Source organism: Collinsella sp. OM08-14AT, assembly GCF_003438115.1.
Taxonomy (GTDB): domain Bacteria; phylum Actinomycetota; class Coriobacteriia; order Coriobacteriales; family Coriobacteriaceae; genus Collinsella.
This window is the reverse complement of sequence record NZ_QSTE01000004.1, coordinates 99,740-120,236: the sequence shown is the minus strand read 5'-3', so window position 1 is coordinate 120,236 and position 20,497 is coordinate 99,740. Positions and strand designations below refer to the sequence as shown.

The following is a 20,497-nucleotide window of genomic DNA, read 5'->3' as shown; positions in this document are numbered from 1 at the left end:
GCGCTGCGCAGGCCCCGGGCACGGCAATCTGACGTTCAACTGCACGGGCGCGACCAAAAGGTCAGCGCCCGCTTGTTTCACGTCACCTTGCCGCACCCGGAACCTGCTCGCTCGCGCGTGCTCAACCTGAACTGCGTTAACTGACCTGCCAAAAAGGGACTGGCTTATTTTGGTAGGTTTTATCTTGGGAAACGTCGGATAGCCCCGCACATCCCAACCATCGCAGTCCCTTCTGGGACAAATGGACCGATAGCGCGCCTCCCCAATCTTTAAGAATCTGTTCGGCAAAACTGTCTGCGGCGTCTCCTGCTAGACTGGTAGATTCCCAACCGTCCATCCAGGAGCCTCAATGTCGCGCAAGTCCGCCTACAAGCAAGTACTTTCCATCGGCGCCGCCGTGGTGCTGGGGTTTGCGCTGTTCACAGGGTCGCTCGACGGAGCGCCCAAGCTGCTCTCGCCGCAAAGCGATGAGCAGGCGGCGGCTCTGGCCGAGAAGCAAAGCGAGAGCCCCAACCGCACCGACGACGAAGCGGACTTAGTCGCCCGGCTCGAATAGGGAATAGCCAGCTCCACGGACTCCGAAGATGATCAGAACTCCGGCGATGGCCCTGAATCCGCCACGACCGACACCGCTGACGATGTCTCTTCGAACGTCACCCCCATCGACGAGATCGAAAACCCCGATCTCGACCGCGCCCGCGGCGTATATCTCAGCAGCATTCCCGACTACGCCGGCAACCCCTACGTTGCCCTTCGCGCCGACAGCACGCACCCGCTCGGCACACCGTCGTTCACGCTCGATGAATACGAGCGCGCCACCGAAGAGGGCTGCTTTAAGAAGTTCTCCAAACTCGACAGCCTGGGCCGCACCCGCAAAGCGCTCGCCTGTGTGGGCCCCGAATCGCTCGGTCAGGGCAAGCGCGGCGACATCTCGCGCATCCACCCTGCCGGATGGCACCAGCAGCGCTACGACTTTATTCCGGGTCAGAGCGTCTACAACCGCTGCCACCTTATCGCTTGGTCGCTCTGCGGCGAAAACGCCAACCGCAAGAATCTGCTCACCGGCACACGCTATCTCAACGAGACGGGCATGTTGCCGTTTGAGGAGCAAATCCTCGACTATATCCGCGACACGGGCAACCACGTGCTCTATCGCGTCACGCCCATGTACAACGAAGAGGAGCTCGTCTGCCGTGGCGTACGCCTCGAGGCGCAATCGGTCGAGGACCACGGCAAGACGCTGTGCTTCCACGTATATTGCTACAACCTGCAGCCGCATGTGCAGATCGACTACGCCACCGGCCGCAACCAGGCATCCGGAGACTAGTGCCGACCGCGTCGCCCGTAACCAAAAAATGATCCGTTTTCCTCCGTCCCCAAGGGATCAAATAAGGCCGCCCCGGTTACCCAGGGCGGCCTTTTCGTCAGCACCTACATTGCAGACAAAATCACACGCTACTTGGCGCGACCCTCCTCATAGCGCTCGACCAGGTTGGCCTGAACGTCATAAGGCACCTGCTCGTAGCCTGCAGGCTTCATGGTAAAGTCGCCCGTTCCGCGCGTGATGGAGCGCAGGCGCGTCGAATAATCCGTCAGCTCTGCCAGCGGCGCCTGGGCAATGACCACGGTATCACCGCGCTCATCGGTCTCCATGCCCGTCACGCGACCACGTGAGGCCGAGATGTCGCCCATCACGGCGCCGGCGTAGCTCTCGGGGATAGTCACCGTGATTTCCTCGATGGGCTCCAGCACCACCGGGTCGGCATCGGCGCATGCCTTGCGCAGGCCGATACGAGCCGCCGCGCGGAACGCCATCTCGTTGGAGTCGACGCTGTGATACGAGCCGTCGTACACAGCCACGCGAATGCCCGTGAGCGGGTAGCCGGCAATGATGCCGTCCTTCATGGTCTCCTGGACGCCCTTGTCCACGGCGGGAATCAGCGAGCGCGGAATGCGGCCGCCTACGACCTCATCCACAAACTCGTAGCCGTCGCTCGTGCCGTCGGGCCCAATGAGCGGCTCCACGCGCAGCCAGCAGTCGCCGTACTGACCGGCACCACCGGTCTGCTTCTTGTGGCGGCCCTGGGCACTTGCCGTACGGCGAATGGTCTCGCGATACGGAATGCGGATCGGCACGCTCTTGGCTACGACCTTGGTGCGATCCTCCAAACGATTGAGCAGCACCGAAACCTGCGCCTCACCAACGGCGGAGATAATGGTCTGGCCGGTCTCCTCGTCGCGGTCGATGCTCATGGTCGGATCGGCCTTGCAGGCCTTCTCGATAAACGTGTAGAGCTTCTCTTCGTCGCCGCGATTCTCGGCCTCGATGGCAATGCGGTACTGCGAGTTGGGGAACTTAAACGCCGCAGCCTCGACCTTGCCGGTAATCGAGAGCGTATCGCCCGTCTCGGCCGCCAGCTTGGGTGCCACGATAATGTCGCCGGCATAGGCGTGACCGACCTCGGTCATGTCGCGGCCGCACATCACATACAGGTGAGCCAGACGATCGCTCTTGCGGGTACGCGCGTTGATCAGCTCAAGACCCGGCTCAAGCGTACCCGTCAGCACCTTGATAAAGCTGATGCGACCCTGCTGTGGATCGGCCAGGGTCTTAAACACAAACGCCACCGGACGGTCATCGTCGCTCGAAATCTTGAGCGAATCACCGTCGATGAGCGGCATCTCGCCGTAGTCCGTCGGCGCCGGGAAGTATGTGGCGATGTCGTCCATCAGCGAGTTGACGCCCTGTTCCTTAATGCAATCGCCCGCAAAGACCGGCACAAATATGCGCTCGGCAATCGCCTTCGACAGCAGGCCTTCAAGCTCCTCCTGCGTCAGCGTCTCCTCGCCTTCCAAGTACTTCATCATCAGCTCATCGTCGGCCTCGGCCACCAACTCGCACAGATGGTCATGGGCCTCCTCGGCCTGGGCACGATACTCCTCGGGAATCTCCGACTCAACGGCTTCGGTGCCGTTGCAATGGCGCGCCTTCATGCGCACCAGGTCGATGATGCCGTCAAAGTCCTCGCCCTCGCCCCAGCCCAGGGTCACGGCGCCCAAGCGTGTACCAAAGCGCTCCTGCAGCAGTTCCATGGTGGACGCAAAGCTGGCCTCGGGACGCGACAGGCGGTTTACGAACACCGCGCGCGCCAGGCGCAGGTCCTCGGCGGCATACCAGAGCTTAACCGTCGTAGGCTGCGGGCCGGCCTCGGCGTCGACCACAAACAGAGCCGTCTCGCAAACGCTCATCGCGGCAAAGGCGTCGCCGATAAAATCGGGGTAGCACGGGGCATCGAGCACATTGATGCGCGCGCCCTTCCAGTCGATCGGCGCGATGGTCGTCGAGATGGAGAATGAACGCTTGACCTCTTCGGGGTCATAGTCGAGCGTAGGCTTGGTGCCGTCGTGGCCGCCCAGACGGGCGGTCTTACCGGAAAGGTGGAGCATGGCCTCGGCGAGTGAAGTCTTGCCCACCCCGCCTTGGCCTACGAGCACCACGTTCCTTACGTTACCGGTCTTGGGAGCACCCATGATGACCTCCTTGCAGGGCCGCGCGCAATGCGCGACGCCAACGGGGAGAGTTCGCGGTCGGTGCCGTCCCGGGAGCAGCATGGTCGGCAGCCGAGCCGATTCACCCTCCAAATGTCCTATGCCACCACCCTACCCTCACGGGCGGCTGTCCATGCATACCTTTCGGCGCACGTATGAATACAGGCGGCGAGAGGAAGAGACAAGCTTGTAAGGCGATTATTGAACCCCGTCGATGCAAACAAAAAGCTGCCACAGACCGTAAGACCTGCGGCGGCTTCGCCTCAATTAATAGTTGAGTAAATACCTGAGCCTACCCCTCGATACGGCTCAAGAACTCACGCGTGCGCTGCTCGCGCGGATGGCCGATAACCTGATCGGCAGGACCCTCCTCGACAATGCGGCCGCCATCCATAAAGACCACGTGGTCGGCAACATCGCGCGCAAATTGCATCGCGTGGGTCACGATTACCATCGTCATATTCTGCGCCGCCAGGTCCTTAATGACACGCAGCACCTCGGCCGTCAGCTCGGGATCGAGTGCCGAGGTCGGCTCGTCAAAGAATAAGATTTCCGGATCGAGCGCCAGGGCGCGGGCAATACTCACGCGCTGCTGCTGACCGCCCGAAAGCTCACACGGCACCTTGTTCTCGTTGCCAGTAAGCCCCATCTGCGCGATCAACTCACGCGCACGCGCCTCCGCCTGCTCGCGCGGGCGCTTAAGCACGCGGATCGGCGCGTCGATGATGTTTTTCATCACCGTATAGTGCGGGAACAGATTGTAGTTCTGGAACACCAGACCAAACCGCGAGCGCGCCTGTTTGGGCACGTCGCCTTTCGCATAGACCGCACCCGGCCCCGCGTCCGTCGCAACGGCAAGGTCGCCAAACGAGAGAGAGCCTCCGTCGAGTGTCTCGAGCAGCGTGGCACACCGCAGCAGCGTAGACTTACCGCCGCCCGAAGGTCCGATAATCGCCACGACCTCGCCGCGCTTCACCTCGAGCGAGATATCCTTGAGCACCTCATTGCCACCAAACGCCTTGCGCGCGTTCGATATATTCATTACCGTTCCGGACACGGGAACCTCCATGTGTTTAAAAAGTCAGCGAGCGTGTGACTGGCGAGACAATGTGCTCCGAAAGAGGAGCGCTGCGTACTTCTGTACGCAAGCGACGGTTTGAGGAGCAGATTGGCCGTCAGGCACGCGCGCAGCGTCAAGCAGTCCGCCGTTCGTTAGAACGGCGGAACGATCTAGTCATGGTAATAGTCCAGCTTCTTTTCGGCGGCGCCCAGCAGCATCTCGACCACAAAGTTAAAGACCCAGTAGATCAGCGCCGCAATCGCAAACGGCACCATGCTCACCTGCGAGGCAACCAGCGCCTTGGCCGTCGAGAACATCTCCCCCACGCCGATGGCAAACGCCAGCGACGTGTCCTTGACCAGCGTGATGATCTCGTTGCCCATCGCCGGCAGAATACGCTTGGCGACCTGCGGCATCACGATGTACAAAAACGTCTGCAGACGAGAGTAGCCCAGCACCTCGGCCGCCTCGTATTGACCGCGCGGAATGGACTGCAAGCCCGAGCGATAGATCTCGGCAAAGTAGCCGGCGTAGTTGATGATGAACGCAACAACGCACGCCGTCCATTTGGAATCGGGCGTGAGCGAGATACCGAACACGTAGTAAGGAGCAAAGTAGATGGCAAACATCTGCAGCATGAGCGGCGTACCGCGCATGACCGAAATGTAGATGCGCGCAATCCAGCGAAGCGGCGCAATTTTACTCATGCGCATGAACGCCACGGGGATTCCCAGCGGAATCGACCCGAGCAGCGTCAGTACAAACAACTGCAAGCTGACCAAGAATCCCTGGCCAAGCATCTGCATCATGACCTGGATAGACATTACTTGAGCACCCAATTATCGAAAGATAGACCATAGCTTGAATACTTGTCGCACAGGTCCTTGACCGTGCCGTCCTCATAGAGCGCCTTGAGCGACTCGGTCACGGCGTCGGCCGACTTGGTGTCGCCCTTCTTAAAGCCGACGGCGTAGTGCTCGCTGGACAGCGGCTTATCAAGCTGCGTATAGGCATCGGGCTTTGCGGCAAGCTGATATTGGGCAATCGAAAGGTCGCAAGCCACGACATCGACCGCGCCGCTCTCGAGCTGCATAAAGGCCGTATTGTACTCGCCGATGGTATCGAGCGTGGCAAACGTCGCCGCCAGATCCTTCTGGTCACCCTCGAGTACATCCTGCGCAGCGGAATCGGTCTGGGTGATCACCGTCTTGCCGGCAAGATCATCCCAGCTCTTGATGCCCGCATCCTTCTTGACCACGAGTACCTGCTCGTTGAGCATGTACGGCTCGGAGAACGTGTAGTCGTCCTCGCGACCCTCCATAGTAAAGCCGTTCCAGATGCAGTTGATGGCGCCGGAGTTGAGCAGAGTGTCCTTGGCATCCCAATCGATGGCCTCGTAATCGACATCCCAGCCCTGCTTATCGGCAACAGCCTTGGCCAAATCGAGATCAAAGCCAGTGTACTCGCCATCATCGCCCACAAAACCGTACGGAGGATAGGACTTGTCAAAGCCCACCACGAGTTTCTTGGACTCCGCAGCGCCCTTCACATCCTTGGCCGCGGCAGAGCCTGCAGCGGAGCCCTTGCCGGCACCACCGCCGCAGCCGACAAGACCAAGGCCAAGCACCGCGGCGAGCGAGCCGGCTAGACCAACAAACTGACGACGAGACATATCGCTATTCATGGTATTCCCCCTCGATAGCACTTTAGTTAGGTAAAGTGAGTCATGTAACGTTCAGAATCATACACTTTAGCGTGATAGAGCACAAGGCAAGTTTGCCCGCCGCGTGAGGGGTGTGGGGGTTAAGTTTCCTGCTCTACAGTCCTGCTCACGACGGAGGCCACATTAAGTGGCCTCCTGTTCGTGCGGAACTCGCGATAAACTTAACCCCCACACCCCTCACGCGGCGGGCAACCGTCGTTGGGCTTATCACTGACACGAATAAATCGCTTGTATATCGTCTGCTGGCTTGGCACGGTACAATACTTGCAGCTTTAATTCATGAATTAGTGGAGTTATTGATGGCAGAATCTCGTGCGGAGCGTAAGGCTCGTCGTGCTTTGATCGAGGCAGCTGAGGGGTCGGAGGAGAAAAAATCTTCTCAGAAATCCAAGTCGTCTCAGGATGCGAAGGGCAAGGCTAAGGCCAAGCGCCCCAGTTCTCGTCGGAGCGAGGATAAGGCATCTCAGACTCGCTCCAAGCGCTCGCATAAAGATCCGGTTTCGTCTGCGCGTAAGGTTGTGGACCCCAAGTCTCCCTGTTCGATCATGAAAGCTTGCGGTGGGTGCACGGCGCTCAATCGTCCTTATAAAAAGCAGTTGGCAGCTAAGCAGGCTGCTATGGAGGAGCTTTTTGCTGCTCTTTGCGAGCGCGAGGGTATTAGCGTCGACCCCATTCGCGGTATGGGCGTCACCTTGGGCGACCCGGGCAAGTATCCTGCGCCGCGTGGTTTTCGTCATAAGGCTGCCACTCCCTTTGCTCCCGGTAAGGAGGGCGCTGTCCGCTGCGGCTTCTTTGAGCGCGGTTCGCACAGAATCGTTGCCGTGCCCGAATGCCCCGTCGAGGTACCGGGCGCCCGACAGATTCTTAACGGCATCGCGCGTGAAGCTGAACGCCTGCACATTCCCGCCTTTAATGAGGACAAGCATCTTGGTTTGCTTCGCTATGCCGTCGTTCGCTGTGGCTGGCGCACCGACCAGATCATGGTCACCCTTGTGACCGCCCAGCGTGACTTACCGCATGCGCAGGAGTTCTTTGAGGCCGTCGCGGCACTCGATCCGCATATCGTCACCGTTGCCCAAAATATCAATGGCCGTCCCGGTAACGCCATCTTGGGTGAGGAGACTCGTATCGTCTATGGCGCCGAATGCATGCGCGATCAGCTGCTCGGCTGCGAATTCGACATCTCCCCCACCGCGTTCTACCAGACCAACCCACAGCAGACCGAACTGCTCTATCAGCTCGCTATCGACGGCATGGATTTGCACCAAGGCGATGTGCTCATGGATGCCTATTGCGGCAGCGGCACCATCGGCCTGTGCGCAGCCAAAGCCGCCCAGAACAAGGGCATCGGCATTATGCTGCTTGGCGTGGAGCGCAACCTGGCGGGCATTGCCGACGCACGTCGCAATGCCGAGCTCAACGGCCTCACCCGCAGCGCCTGGTTTATGGCCGACGATGCCACCGATTACATCCTAGATGTCGCCGACAACAACGAACGCGTCGACGTTCTTTCCATCGACCCGCCGCGCGCCGGTTCCACCACCGAGTTCCTCGAAGCCGCCTGCGCACTTAAGCCGCGCCGCATCACCTACATCAGCTGCAACCCCGTCACTCAAGAGCGCGACCTGCACCAGCTCCTTGACGGAGGCTATCGCCTGCTCAGCATTACGCCGGTTGATATGTTTCCCCATACCGACCATACCGAGACCGTCGCCGTCCTCGAACGCCGTTAATCTACTGACATAAGAAAAGGAGCGGTCCGTCTGGACCGCTCCTTTTCTCGTTACAGATTGAGCCTCGCTACATCCCCTTGCGCAGGTCGCACACGCCGGCTGCCGCCATCTCGCGCAGCAGCGTCTCGCGGTCGCGCGTCACGATCAAATCCAGCGGGAAGTGAATCTCGTCGAGCATCTTGCGCGCCTGGTCGAGCTTGCCAATGGCCATGCCAATGTGTGCGTCGGTCGAGACACCGATCCCCACGCCCAGCTCGGCGCAGCGCTCGGCAATCTTGCGACACACGTTCCAATGCTCGGCATCCGTGCCGTGCTCAAGACTATGGTTGTTGATCTCGATGATCTTGTGCTTGGCCTTGGCCGCCAACAGCACCTCATCGATATCGAACGGCACGCCCGTACGACCCGTATGCCCAAGCATGAACACCTTGGGGTGCTCCAGGGCATTGATGTACATCTCGGTCGTCTGGGCGAGCGTCGCGCCTTCGGCAATCTGCGGATTATGCACGCTTGCCACCAAATAATCCAAATTGCGCGTCACCAAATCGAACAGCGAATGCTCACGACTATACGAATCGCCGGCGATATCGAGCGTGACAGGAGTATCCTCGCCAAACAGGCTTCCGTCCAGCGAAACGATATCAGCCTCGGCACCACGCAGCACCAGCACGCCGCTCCAAATGCGCGGCCAGATATCCTGGTTAATAAAGAATTGGAAACTGCGCAGGTCATTGGGACAAGGCGTAACCATCGAGCTTAAATGATCGGCTGAACCGAGCACCTGAAGGCCGCGCTCTGCCGCCCAATAGATGTTCTCCTCGATGGTTGAGTACGCATGCGCAGAGAACATCGTATGAGTATGAATATCACAAGAAAGAAGGTAGGGCATCGGGTCTCCTTGTCCAGTATGGCCGTCGCGTATATTCATTGTACGCATAGCTTTCGGCAGTCGTAAAACTGCTTCATCCCAATCACACAACGGCATAAACAACGGGGCCTGGCTTAGCACCAAACCCCGTTTCACGTAAAACATTGCAAGCAGAGCGCTTTACTTTCGACGATATTCGTCGGCCAGTTGCTTCCAGGCAGGCAACGAATTGACGATGGTCTCGTAGCTCACACAGTAGCCAAGGCGGAACCAGCCCGGCATGCCAAAGCTATCCGAAGGCACCGCGAGCAGCTCATACTTCTTCGCGCGCTCGCAGAAGGCGTTCGCATCGGGCTCCAGCGCCTTCACCCACAGGTAGAATGCACCATCCGGCTCAACATAGGTGTAGCCATACTCCGCCAGTGCATCGGTAAGCGCGGTGCGGTTGCGTGCATAGGCCTCAACGTCACTCGGCTCATCGACGCAATCGATAATCACGCGCTGGAAGAGCGCCGGTGCGCATACAAAACCCAGCGTACGGGCAGCACCCGCAACAGCCGGCATCAGACGGGCAGCCTGCGGATTGGTGTTGGGAACCAAGATCCACCCCACGCGCTCGCCCGGCAGCGAAAGCGACTTGGAATACGAGTAACACACGATGGTGTTCTCGTAGATCGAGGGCACCCAAGGCACCTCGGCGCCATAGACAATCTCGCGATACGGCTCATCAGAGATGAGCATAATCGGATTCTCGGGATCGCGCTTGGCGTTGACCTCGCGCAGAACATTGGCCAGTCGCGTCAGCGTGTCGCGTGTATATACGGCACCGGTCGGATTGTTGGGCGAGTCGATGATGACGGCAGTCGTCTTATCGGTAATCGCCTTGAGCACGTTGTCCACGCTCAGCTGGAACGCATCTTCATCGGCGAGCGCCTCAACACACGTACAGCCGACCTTCTCAATCCACACACGATACTCCGGGAAGTACGGGGCGATAACAATGACCTCGTCACCCGGGTTCGTAACGGCGTTGAGCGTGCAGGTGAGCGAAGCCGCGGCACCCACCGTCATAAAGACGTCCTTGCCCTCATAGCTCGTGCCAAAGCGACGGTTGAGCGAGTCGGCGACGGCCGCTCGACATTGCGGCAGACCCGGCGCAGGCGTGTATCCATGCAGCTGGTCGCTCGGCAGCTCCAATGCCTTCTTAATGGACTCAGCAACAGCAGCGGGCGCCGGAACACTCGGGTTGCCCAGCGAAAAATCGAATACGTTCTCCGCACCGATCTGTGCCTTGCGCTCAAGGCCATAGCTAAAAATCTCACGGATGATGGAGCTTTCCGCACCGCGAGCATACATAGTTTCGTTGATCATCTGTTCCCCTTTCGCATAGGCGCTATTGTACGCTTTAGCCAACTAGAGCGCCACAATGTTGATTGGGGACAGACTTAAATGCGTGAAAACGCTCATTTAAGTCTGTCCCCAATCAACATATCGCTCAAAAGAAAGAGCCTCCACAGGTTTCCCCGCGGAGGCTTTCGCTACAAGAACTATTTGTCGGCGTCGATGTTGCCGTCAGCGTTGGCAGCATTGCCATCTCCGGCATCATCGGATGCGGCTTCGGCATCCTCCTGCATGGCCGCCTGCGCAAAGGCCGCGGCATCAGCCGCCAACTCCTCCTCGCTCATGCGAAGCGAGCGCTTCTTGGTCGGCATGCCAGCCGCCTTGGCGTTGCGCTCCTCCTTGGCCGCCAGGATATCGCCCTCGCGCTCAAGGTAAGCGTCCCACTCGTTGTCGAGCAGGGCGTTCACGGCGTCACCCTCGACGGTCTCGCGCTCAAGCAGCACCTTGGCCATCAGATCGAGTTGATCGCGGCGGGCATCCAAAATCTCGACCGCACGACGATGGGCCTCACGCATAATGCGCTGGACCTCGATGTCGATGCGACGCGCCGTCTCCTCGGAGTAATCCTGGTGATCGGCATAGTCGCGACCCAGGAACACCTGATGCTGCGCCTCGCCAAACACTTGCGTGCCCAACTCCTCGCTCATGCCCAAGCGCGTGACCATCTCGCGCGCCATCTTAGTCGCGCGCTCCAGATCGTTGCTCGCGCCCGACGTGATGTCGTCGCACATGAGCTCCTCGGCAACGCGACCGCCCAAGAACACGGCGAGCTCGTCGAGCATCTCGTTCTTGGTCTTGAGGAAGTGATCCTCCTGCGGAAGCTGCAGTGTGTAGCCCAGGGCCTGACCGCGGCTGACGATCGAGATCTTATGAACCGGATCGGAGTGCTCCAGGATGTGGCCCACCAAAGCGTGACCGCTCTCATGGTAGGCAATCGTGGTGCGCTCGGCTTCGGTCATCACGCGACCCTTGCGTTGCGGTCCGGCAATCACGCGCTCCATCGACTCCTCGACCTCGTCCATCGAGATCACAGAACGATGACGGCGAGCGGCCAGCAACGCAGACTCGTTGAGCAGGTTCGCCAAATCGGCACCAGTAAAGCCAACGGTCATCTGGGCGAGCTTCTCAAACTTAACGTCCTCGTCCATCGGCTTGTTCTCGGCATGCACGCGCAAGATCTGCTCGCGGCCCTTCACATCCGGACGGTCGACCGTAACCTGACGGTCAAAACGGCCGGGACGCAGCAATGCCGGATCCAGGATGTCAGGACGGTTGGTCGCAGCGATCAGGATGACCGACTCGCTTTCCTCAAAGCCGTCCATCTCGACCAGCAGCTGGTTGAGCGTTTGCTCGCGCTCGTCGTGACCGCCGCCCAAGCCAGCTCCGCGCTGACGTCCCACAGCATCGATCTCGTCAATAAAGATGATTGACGGAGCCTGAGACTTGGCCTCCTTAAAAAGGTCGCGCACGCGGCTGGCGCCGACACCCACGAACATCTCGACAAAGTCGGAACCCGAGATGCTAAAGAACGGCACGCCCGCCTCGCCGGCAACGGCCTTGGCCAGCAGGGTTTTACCGGTACCCGGAGGGCCAACCAGCAGCACGCCGCGCGGAATCTTGGCGCCCAGCTTGCGATAGCGGTCCGGATCGCTCAAAAAGTCGCGAATCTCCTCGAGCTCCTCGACTGCCTCGTCCACACCGGCAACATCCTCAAACTTGACCTTGGGGCGCGTTGCCTCGTTGGTCTTGGCGTTGGTCTTGCCAAACTGCATGTTCCTGTTGTTGGCGCCCATCATCTGGCGCATAAAGTAGAACATGATGGCGATCAGGGCGATCGTCGGAAGCACGCTCATCGCCAAGTCGCCCCAAAAATCGGGGTCATTGGTGTTGACGATGTACTTGGTATCGGGGTGCTCCGCCATAAGCTCGGCAAGCGAATCGGAACCGACGTAGGTCGAGGAGAAGCTCTTGAGCTCGCTCGTGTCACCCTTGTCCTTTTTCGTCTTCCAGTAATGACCCGCCACGCTTCCGTCTTGAACCGTATAGGTCAAATCTTCGACGCGATCCTGCTTAATGGCGTTGACCATCTCGCTCGTCGCGAGCTTTACGGTATTGCTGGAATTGGCAAAGCCGGAGCCCATGTTAAAGAAGGCGTAGCCCAGAAGCGCGCAAGCCAAAATAAAATACAGCCAGCCCGTACGCGTGGGCTTCTTGCCTCCGGGCATCCCCGGGATCTTAGGCTCCCGGGGAGTCTGGGAATTGTTATCGTTACGGTCGTCGGGCATCTTACGAATAAACCTCCGGTTTCAAAATGCCCAGATACGGAAGGTTACGATAGCGCTCGGCATAGTCGAGGCCGTAGCCCACCACAAAGGCATCGGGGCAATGGGTTCCAACATACTTGGGCGTGACGGCCGAGGTACGGTCCTCAACGTCCTTCCACAGGAAGGCGGCAACCTCCAGCGAGGCGGGCTTGCGGCTCTCGAGGTTCTTCATCAGATACTTGAGCGTCAGGCCCGAGTCCAGAATGTCCTCGACGATCAGCACGTCGCGACCGCGGATGTCGATATCCAGGTCCTTAATGATACGCACGATGCCCGAGGACTTCACACCGTCGCCATAGCTCGAAACAGCCATGAAATCGATGTTGGTCGGCAGCTCGATCTTGCGCATCAGGTCGCCCATAAAGACCACGGCGCCGCGCAGGACCGCAATCAGCACCAGATCCTTACCCGCGTAGTCGCGAGTAATCTGCTCGCCTAGGCGAGAGACGATACCGTCGATATCCTCCTGCGTAAACAGAACCTTCTCGATATCCGGATGTTGAGAAGCCATGACAACCCTTTCTTGTGCTTATCGCCCACGCACCGCCGCATGGACGCGAACTACACATTCTAGCAGCGCACGGGGTATATTTACCAGCACGTGCGCCATCAGCGCGGGAATACCGTCAACGTCGCACAGAATAGCTGGCGCGAAGCGCTATTCCGCATCGACCACACGAAGCAGATATGCCACGCGCGTTGCGGCCGTGCATTTAAAACGCTCGTCCGCGCGAACGCCCGCGACCCATACTACGGCACCTCCCGGAGCCGTTCTTACCACGGGTACGCCAGAGCGGTCTGAAACAGGAATGCGCGCCTCGTTTAACAGGTCTGACACTTTCTTGCTTCGGCCGTTCATCCCCAACGGGCACATCACGTCTCCCGGCACAGGGCTATCCACCCACAGGCGCGCCGATCGTGCCTCGGTGGGAATCTCCCCGCGCGAGCCGGCTAACATCCGCTCGCTATCGCGGTCGGCAAACCCCAGGGCCGCCGCATCCACCAAGGCCGCAACCTTTCCGGCAGCAGCAAGCTCGCGGGCACGGTGCACGATATCGCACCCCGGCTCCACAGCCATCGGCTCCGCTGTCAGCATATGCCCCGCCCCCAGCGGCAGACGACCGGGAACGGAGATCCAATCGGCCACTAAACCCTCGCGCGCCGCCGGGGCCTTGAACGCCAGCGTGCCAAACTCCACACGGGCATCAATTCCCGCAGGAAGCGTAACCGAGCCCGAACCCGCAGCGACGCAGGCGAGCACGCGCTCCACGTGCCGCATCTCCGGTCGCGCGTCGGGATCGATGCGCTTAATCGCCAATCGCACGATACGCCGTGCAATCACAACCTCAGCGGCGGCAAGACGGCGCGCATCGAGCACCAGTGCGCCCGCCGCCTCCTTGCGCAGGCAGCTTCGAAACGCCTGTGCCGAAAGCTGAGAAAGAAAGGCATCTTCGTCGCCCAGAATTTCGCAAGCGGCGCCAATCGTCTTACAGACGTTCGCGTTGCGCTGCGCCACCACCGGCATCACCCGATGGCGCACATAGTTGCGCAGGTACGAAACGTCCTCGTTGCTTTCATCTTCCCGCCACGGCTGACCGTGCACCTGCAGATAGCTCACGAGCTCATCATGCGTGAGGTCGAGCAAGGGGCGCACCACAATGTTCTGACGGCGTGGAATGCTTGATAGACCCGCGGGACCCGACCCTTTAATGGCATTCATCAAAAATGTTTCCGCGCGGTCCGACGAGGTATGCGCGGTACAGATACGAGCCGCCGTCCGCGGTGCGCCCGATTCGGCACAAAGTTCGCGAACATATCTCCGTGCCGCGGCATAGCGCACCTCGCGGGCCGCAGCCTCGATATTGCCCGATTCGTCATCAAAATAGGCATGCTCAACGCACAGCGGCAAGCCGTATTGCACGCACAAATCACGTACAAAGGCCTCGTCGCCATCGGATGCCTCCCCGCGCAGATGATGGTTTACATGCAGCACGTGCAATCGCTCGCGCGCAATGGGAGCGACGCCGCGCCCGTCCTGAATATCCAGCTTTGATGTGCAAGCCATAAGGAGCAGCGCCGTCGAGTCCGCACCGCCTGATACCATGAGCACTACGGGGGCAGCGGCCTGCCGCGTTGCCAGGGCGCTCTTATCCGTCCTCGGCGCGGCATGATGTCCATAGTGCTGAGATACCGTTGGCATTCGCTTCCTCCTCTATTCGTCCGCACCCATTGTATCCTTTGGAATCTTATGTCTCGCCTGCACCTTCATATCCTCGGCAGCGGCTCAAAAGGCAACTGCGCACTCGTCGAGGGGCCTCAGGGGCTCATCATGATCGACAACGGCCTGTCCCGCCGCGAGACACTTAAACGCATGGCGGAGCTTGGCCTCTCGGCAGACGACGTCGCCGCTCTAGTAATCACCCATGAGCATGGTGACCATATCAAGGGGCTCGATGTATGGTGCAAGCACTGGCATGGTCCCCTCTTTGCCAGCAGGGACACCCTTTCATGCAAAGAAAACCTCGCGCACCTGCCCGTAGAGGAATTTGACCCCGGCGACACGCTCCCCATTGCCGGCATCCACGTGCAAACCTACTCAACATCGCACGATGTCATCAATCCTGTCGGCTATCGATTTAATGCTCTCGATGATTCCATTGGGTTTGCCACCGACACCGGAGAGTTATCGAGCAAGGCCATAGGCATCCTCAAAGACTGTCGAGTTCTCGCGCTCGAAAGTAACCACGATGTAACTATGTTACGCGAAGGACCGTACCCACGCTTTCTTCAGGAGCGCATCCTGTCCACAAAGGGGCATCTCTCCAACAACCAGGCCGCCGAAGCCGCGCGCGAACTTGTTACCGATCGCACCGAACAGCTCATCGCCATGCATATCAGCCAGGACAATAATCGTCCAAGCCTTACCGTCAAAAGCTATGCCAACGCGCTTGATGCAAGTCTCGATGATGAACTCGGCAGTTCTGCCACCCGTCTTCAAGGGCCACGGAAGCTCTCGATACGCCCTGCAAGTCAGTATCAACCGACAACTATTCAATAGCCCCTCAAGACAACAAAAGGGGGCTGGGAATCACTTCCCAGCCCCCTTAACTCATACTCTCGATTGAAGCAGAGCCATCGTTAGTCGATGGAGATCTTCGTGACGTTCTTCTTCTCGACGATCTTAGGAACCGTAACGGTCAGGATGCCGTCAGCATACTTTGCAGAGAGGCCCTCGCTCGAAGCGTCCTTCAGATATACGCCACGCGTCGCGCTGTACGAGCTAAACTCCTTCTGGAGGAAGTTCTTACCCTCGTTTTCGGCGCTCTCCTCGACGTTCACGCTGATGGACAGGCGACCCTCATTGAGCTCAACGTCGATGTCATCCTTGGCGACACCGGTCAGATACGCCTTGACCTCGTAGCCATCGCCCTTGTCCTCAACGTCAACGGGGAACGCCTTGGAGGCAATCGAGTTGTTTGCAAGGTCGGTCATATCATCAAACAGATCGAACAGCGAGCTAGCAGAAGGACGAACGCCAAAAACCGAACGATAAGGAACCATGCTTGCCATGTTTACCACTCCTTTTAAGGACTGCCGAGCCATCTTCTAGGTGACTGGGACTTCTTTTGACGCTCTTATATATGCCCACCCAGTGCCCATATATACATCGACTATAAAGTTTTTTGAGTCCAGTACTATAAGCATATCTAAGTGTGTATGACTCAGGTTTTAGTAAGGTTAAGGTTCTTTGAACCAGAGCTTAAATAACAAGTATGTTCGCAGCTACAAATAACAAGGGGCTTACAATGAGCGCGTACACGTTGTTGGTAACGAGCTAAAGGGCATCATGGACGACCAAAACCAGAACAATATGTTTATGCCGACGCAGGGCGAAGATACTTCTACGCAGCCGCCACGGTTCCATCGCCCCCACATCTCGCAAGAGCCCATCAATGACCCAGAGCCCGATTATGTGACGAGAAACCGATATCAAACGCTCGAGGATGCCCAAACGGGACGTAAACATATGGGCGTCGCCTCGGGAGACCCTGTATATCTGAAAGACGCACCATTATCTAAAAACAGCGCAGCTAGTGATGAGCCGATGAAAGCATCCGCCGTCCATCAACAAAGAGGGCCTCGACCCAAGCAAACCTTGACGCATTCGGCTCGCTATCTCGAAACGCCAAAACAGGGAAAGTCAATCTTCGTTTCGTCAAGTAAACGACGCAAGCAGCATCAGCTGACAATTCTGCTTTTGACCATTGCGGCCATAGCAGTTGCCCTTGTTATACGATTTATTTTCTTTAAATAAAGGCTCAATACCGAAAACAACAAGATCGTCTGGTGTAATTGAGTCATTTACGCCCCGTAAACGCAAAAAAGGGGGAGGCCGCGAGGCCTCCCCATTCCAAGTTCAAGCGGACGGCTCGGTGCCGTCCACCGGTCAGCGGCGCCCTGGCCTCCCACGGGCTGGCCCCGCAGTACTCTCGGCGCGATGGGGCTTAGCTTCCGGGTTCGGAACGGGACCGGGCGTGCCCCCCATGCTCTGGCCGCTGACCGGTGGGCGGCGCCCACCGTTACGGTGTCCGGTATCGCATACACGTGCCCTGGGGGCCGCATGGCGCATAGGGGAGGTGACTCGGGGGCATCCTCGTGCCCGGACCGCGCGCATGGGCGCTGGGTCCCGCGGGCCGCGAGGTGCGGTTCCGGAAGAGCTCGGGCGATTAGTGCGGCTCGGCTGAGGACGTCGCCGTCCTTGCACCTGCCGTCTATCGACCAGGTAGTCTACCTGGGCCCTTACCGGAAGGAGAACTAATCCCTGGAACGGCTTCCCGCTTAGATGCCTTCAGCGGTTATCCGCGCCGCACGCGGCTACCCGGCCGTGCCGTTGGTCGACAACCGGTTCACCGGAGGTGCGTCCACCCCGGTCCTCTCGTACTGGGGGCAGCCTCCATCGATTCTCCTGCGCCCACGGAGGATAGGGACCGAACTGTCTCACGACGTTCTGAACCCAGCTCGCGTACCGCTTTAAACGGCGAACAGCCGTACCCTTGGGACCTGCTCCAGCCCCAGGATGCGATGAGCCGACATCGAGGTGCCAAACCTTGCCGTCGATGTGGACTCTTGGGCAAGATCAGCCTGTTATCCCCGGAGTACCTTTTATCCGTTGAGCGACGGCCCACCCACTCGGGGCCGCCGGATCACTAGAGCCTGCTTTCGCACCTGCTCGGCTTGTGGGCCTCGCAGTCAAGCCCGCTTGTACTCTTGCATTCAAAAGGACGGTTGCCGACCGTCCCGAGCGGACCTTCGCGCGCCTCCGTTACCCTTTAGGAGGCGACCGCCCCAGTCAAACTGCCCGCCTGGCACGGTCCCCGAGCCGGTTGACGGCCTCGGGTTAGGACGCCGGTCGCGCGGGGGCAGTATTCCAAGGGCGGCTCCCCGGGGGCTGGCGCCTCCGGATCGATGCCTCCTGCCTATCCTCTACACGCGGGACCAGCGGCCAATGCCAAGCTGCAGTGAAGGTTCACGGGGTCTCTCCGTCCTTCCGCGGGTAAGTCGCATCTTCACGACCAGTGCAATTTCACCGGGTCCATGGTCGAGACAGCGCCCAAGTCGTTGCGCCTTTCGTGCAGGTCGGAACTTACCCGACAAGGAATTTCGCTACCTTAGGACCGTTATAGTTACGGCCGCCGTTTACCGGGGCTTGGCTTCGGGGCTTCGCGCGATGCGCTAACTCCTCCGCGTGACCTTCCGGCACCGGGCAGGCGTCAGACCCTATACGTCGCCTTGCGGCTTCTGCAGAGTCCTGTGTTTTTGGTAAACAGTCGCTTGGGCCTCTCCACTGCGGCCCGCCTCCGCTCCCGGAGCAAGTCCGTTCACGTACGCGCGGGCACCCCTTCTCCCGAAGTTACGGGGCCATTGTGCCGAGTTCCTTGACCATGGTTGACCCGATCGCCTCGGTATGTTCTACCCACCCACCTGTGTCGGTTTGCGGTACGGGCGCGCACGCGCCTGCCTAGGGGTTTTTCTAGGGACCTCGGGCTCACTCGCTTCGCTCAGTCGCTTCGTCCGGAGCCTCGCCCTTCTGCGGACCGGATTTCCCTGGTCCGCGGGCCGCGCTCCATCACGGGGACGTCCAGAACCCCGCCGAGCCACCCCCATCCGTCGCCCCGTCGGTCGTAGCGCCGCGTGCGCGGTGCAGGAATGTCTGCCTGCTGCGCGTCGGCTACGCCTACCGGCCTCGCCTTAGCCCCCGACTGACCCTGGGAGGATTAGCCTTGCCCAGGAAACCTCGGGTTCACGGCGGACGAGTTACTCTCTCGTCTCTCGCTACTCATGCCAGCATTCTCACTCCCATGCGCTCCACCGTCGGTCGCCCTCCGGCTTCGCCGCCCATGGGAAGCTCCCCTACCGATTCTAATGAATTAAAATCCCGCCGCTTCGGTGTCCAGCTTAGCCCCGTGTATTGTCGGCGCATGTCCACTCGACCAGTGAGCTGTTACGCACTCTTTGAATGGATGGCTGCTTCTAAGCCAACATCCTGGTTGTCTGGGCGGACGCACATCCTTTGCCACTCGGCTGGAACTTGGGGACCTTAGCGGGCGGTCCGGGCTGTTTCCCTCTCGAGCACACAGCTTAGCCCACATGCTCTGACTGCCGCGCTCTGGGCCGCCGGCATTCGGAGTTCGGTTGGATTCGGTAGGCGGCGAAGCCCCCTCGTCCATCCGGTGCTCTACCTCCGGCGGTGAACGCGCGACGCTAGCCCTAAAGCTATTTCGGGGAGAACGAGATATCTCCGGGTTTGATTGGCCTTTCACCCCTATCCGCAGGTCATCGCCGCCGTTTTCAACCGACGTGCGTTCGGCCCTCCACGGGGTCTTACCCCCGCTTCAGCCTGCCCACGGATAGCTCACCCGGCTTCGCGTCCGCGGCGCGGGACTCAAGTCGCCCTGTTAAGGCTCGCTTTCGCTCCGGCTCCCTTTCGGTTAACCTCGCCCCGCGCCAGCGACTCGCTGGCTCATTCTACAAAAGGCACGCCGTCACACCATAAAGGTGCTCCGACTGCTCGTGGGCGCACGGTTTCAGGTACTGTTTCACTCCCCTCCCGGGGTGCTTTTCACCTTTCCCTCACGGTACTGGTGCGCTATCGGTCACAGGGTAGTACTCAGGCTTGGATGGTGGTCCACCCAGGTTCGGACCGGGTTTCACGTGCCCGGCCCTACTCAGGGACCGCGTCGCGCCGTCCGGTCTGGGTTCGCGTACGGGGCTGTCACCCGCTGCGGCCGGCCCTCCCATGCCGTTCCGCTCCCCAGCCGGACCTGCGCCCGGGGGCGGCAGCCCCCGGATGCGCGGCCCTGCAACCCCGCCGGCGGAACCCCTGCCGGGTATGCCCGCTCGACGGTTTGGCCATCGGTCCCCTTTCGCTCGCCGCTACTCGGGGAGTCTCGAGATTGATTTCCTCTCCTCCGGGTACTTAGATGTTTCAGTTCCCCGGGTTGTCCTCCCAGGCCCTATGTGTTCAGGCCGGGGATATGCACACTGCTGTGCATGGGTTCGCCCATTCGGAGACCCCCGGGTCGAAGGATGTGTGCTCCTCGCCGGGGATTATCGCAGCTTGCCGCGTCCTTCATCGGCTCCCTGTGCCAAGGCATCCGCCGTGCGCCCGTGGTATCTTGCGGGACCGCATCGGGCCCGCGGGATATCCACGTGTCGCTAATAAAAATTAATCGATATCATGAATAGCGCTCGTATGTCGCAATTCGGGTATCTCATACCGCGGCACAGTCTTGACTGTGCTCGCGATCAGATGCTCCTCACTCATATATAAGTGAATTC

At 59.6% G+C, this 20,497-nt stretch carries 16 protein-coding genes and 2 rRNA genes; 5 read left to right on the top strand and 13 right to left on the bottom strand.

The window, feature by feature from the left end; genetic code table 11:
* Positions 1 to 349 precede the first annotated feature (349 nt).
* Positions 350 to 556 carry a hypothetical protein gene (locus DXC18_RS03940; protein ID WP_117716396.1) on the top strand — a complete coding sequence of 69 codons (207 nt, stop codon included), beginning with the start codon at positions 350 to 352 and terminating at the stop codon, positions 554 to 556.
* Here DXC18_RS03940 and DXC18_RS10660 read toward each other — a convergent pair.
* Positions 536 to 943 carry a hypothetical protein gene (locus DXC18_RS10660; RefSeq protein ID WP_233508995.1) on the bottom strand — a complete coding sequence of 136 codons (408 nt, stop codon included), beginning with the start codon at positions 941 to 943 and terminating at the stop codon, positions 536 to 538. The genes DXC18_RS03940 and DXC18_RS10660 overlap by 21 nt on opposite strands.
* Between DXC18_RS10660 and DXC18_RS10655 the strand changes: the two genes are divergently transcribed.
* Positions 890 to 1,327 carry a DNA/RNA non-specific endonuclease gene (locus DXC18_RS10655; RefSeq protein WP_233508994.1) on the top strand — a complete coding sequence of 146 codons (438 nt, stop codon included), beginning with the start codon at positions 890 to 892 and terminating at the stop codon, positions 1,325 to 1,327. The genes DXC18_RS10660 and DXC18_RS10655 overlap by 54 nt on opposite strands.
* Positions 1,328 to 1,455: 128 nt before the next feature.
* Here the strand turns inward: DXC18_RS10655 and DXC18_RS03930 are convergent, their stop codons facing one another.
* From DXC18_RS03930 to DXC18_RS03915, 4 genes are all read right to left on the bottom strand, one after another.
* Entirely contained in the window at positions 1,456 to 3,531 is a 2,076-nt protein-coding gene (locus tag DXC18_RS03930; protein ID WP_117716394.1) for a translation factor GTPase family protein, read from the bottom strand.
* A 310-nt stretch (positions 3,532 to 3,841) separates the two neighbouring features.
* The gene (locus DXC18_RS03925; protein WP_199412191.1) at positions 3,842 to 4,591 is read right to left on the bottom strand and encodes an amino acid ABC transporter ATP-binding protein; all 750 of its coding nucleotides are present in this window, start codon (positions 4,589 to 4,591) and stop codon (positions 3,842 to 3,844) included.
* A gap of 188 nt (positions 4,592 to 4,779) precedes the next feature.
* Entirely contained in the window at positions 4,780 to 5,433 is a 654-nt protein-coding gene (locus DXC18_RS03920) for an amino acid ABC transporter permease (protein ID WP_099432382.1), read from the bottom strand.
* Entirely contained in the window at positions 5,433 to 6,293 is an 861-nt protein-coding gene (locus tag DXC18_RS03915; protein WP_117716392.1) for a transporter substrate-binding domain-containing protein, read from the bottom strand. The genes DXC18_RS03920 and DXC18_RS03915 overlap by 1 nt, the downstream gene beginning before the upstream one ends.
* Before the next feature lie 338 nt (positions 6,294 to 6,631).
* Here DXC18_RS03915 and rlmD point away from each other — a divergent pair, with 338 nt between their 5' ends.
* Complete coding sequence (gene rlmD / locus DXC18_RS03910) at positions 6,632 to 8,065, top strand: 23S rRNA (uracil(1939)-C(5))-methyltransferase RlmD (RefSeq protein ID WP_117716391.1); 1,434 nt, start codon at positions 6,632 to 6,634, stop codon at positions 8,063 to 8,065.
* 67 nt (positions 8,066 to 8,132) lie between these two features.
* Here rlmD and DXC18_RS03905 read toward each other — a convergent pair whose 3' ends face one another.
* The 5 genes from DXC18_RS03905 to tilS all read right to left on the bottom strand — a co-directional run bounded on the left by DXC18_RS03905 (position 8,133) and on the right by tilS (position 14,858).
* Positions 8,133 to 8,954 (bottom strand): phosphatase, encoded by an 822-nt coding sequence (locus DXC18_RS03905; RefSeq protein WP_117716390.1) that lies wholly within the window; start codon positions 8,952 to 8,954, stop codon positions 8,133 to 8,135.
* Positions 8,955 to 9,113: 159 nt separating this feature from the next.
* Positions 9,114 to 10,304, bottom strand: a complete 1,191-nt coding sequence (locus DXC18_RS03900) for a pyridoxal phosphate-dependent aminotransferase (protein ID WP_117716389.1) — start codon at positions 10,302 to 10,304, stop codon at positions 9,114 to 9,116.
* 176 nt (positions 10,305 to 10,480) lie between these two features.
* Complete coding sequence (gene ftsH / locus DXC18_RS03895) at positions 10,481 to 12,619, bottom strand: ATP-dependent zinc metalloprotease FtsH (protein WP_117716388.1); 2,139 nt, start codon at positions 12,617 to 12,619, stop codon at positions 10,481 to 10,483.
* 1 nt (position 12,620) lies between these two features.
* A complete protein-coding gene (gene hpt, locus DXC18_RS03890; RefSeq protein WP_055251779.1) occupies positions 12,621 to 13,169 on the bottom strand; it encodes a hypoxanthine phosphoribosyltransferase in 549 nt (182 codons plus the stop codon).
* Between the two features lie 147 nt (positions 13,170 to 13,316).
* Positions 13,317 to 14,858 (bottom strand): tRNA lysidine(34) synthetase TilS, encoded by a 1,542-nt coding sequence (tilS, locus tag DXC18_RS03885; RefSeq protein ID WP_199412190.1) that lies wholly within the window; start codon positions 14,856 to 14,858, stop codon positions 13,317 to 13,319.
* Positions 14,859 to 14,906: 48 nt separating this feature from the next.
* Between tilS and DXC18_RS03880 the strand changes: the two genes are divergently transcribed.
* Positions 14,907 to 15,716: an MBL fold metallo-hydrolase gene (locus DXC18_RS03880; RefSeq protein WP_117716387.1), complete on the top strand. Its 810-nt coding sequence runs from the start codon at positions 14,907 to 14,909 to the stop codon at positions 15,714 to 15,716.
* 80 nt (positions 15,717 to 15,796) lie between these two features.
* On the opposite strand, the gene DXC18_RS03875 is transcribed toward DXC18_RS03880, so the two are convergent.
* Positions 15,797 to 16,228: an Hsp20/alpha crystallin family protein gene (locus DXC18_RS03875; RefSeq protein WP_117635977.1), complete on the bottom strand. Its 432-nt coding sequence runs from the start codon at positions 16,226 to 16,228 to the stop codon at positions 15,797 to 15,799.
* 277 nt (positions 16,229 to 16,505) lie between these two features.
* Between DXC18_RS03875 and DXC18_RS03870 the strand changes: the two genes are divergently transcribed.
* Positions 16,506 to 16,973 (top strand): hypothetical protein, encoded by a 468-nt coding sequence (locus tag DXC18_RS03870; protein WP_055251785.1) that lies wholly within the window; start codon positions 16,506 to 16,508, stop codon positions 16,971 to 16,973.
* Positions 16,974 to 17,103: 130 nt separating this feature from the next.
* On the opposite strand, the gene rrf is transcribed toward DXC18_RS03870, so the two are convergent.
* Positions 17,104 to 17,219, bottom strand: a 5S ribosomal RNA gene (rrf, locus tag DXC18_RS03865).
* Between the two features lie 146 nt (positions 17,220 to 17,365).
* Positions 17,366 to 20,340 (bottom strand): 23S ribosomal RNA (locus DXC18_RS03860).
* Positions 20,341 to 20,497: the final 157 nt, after the last annotated feature.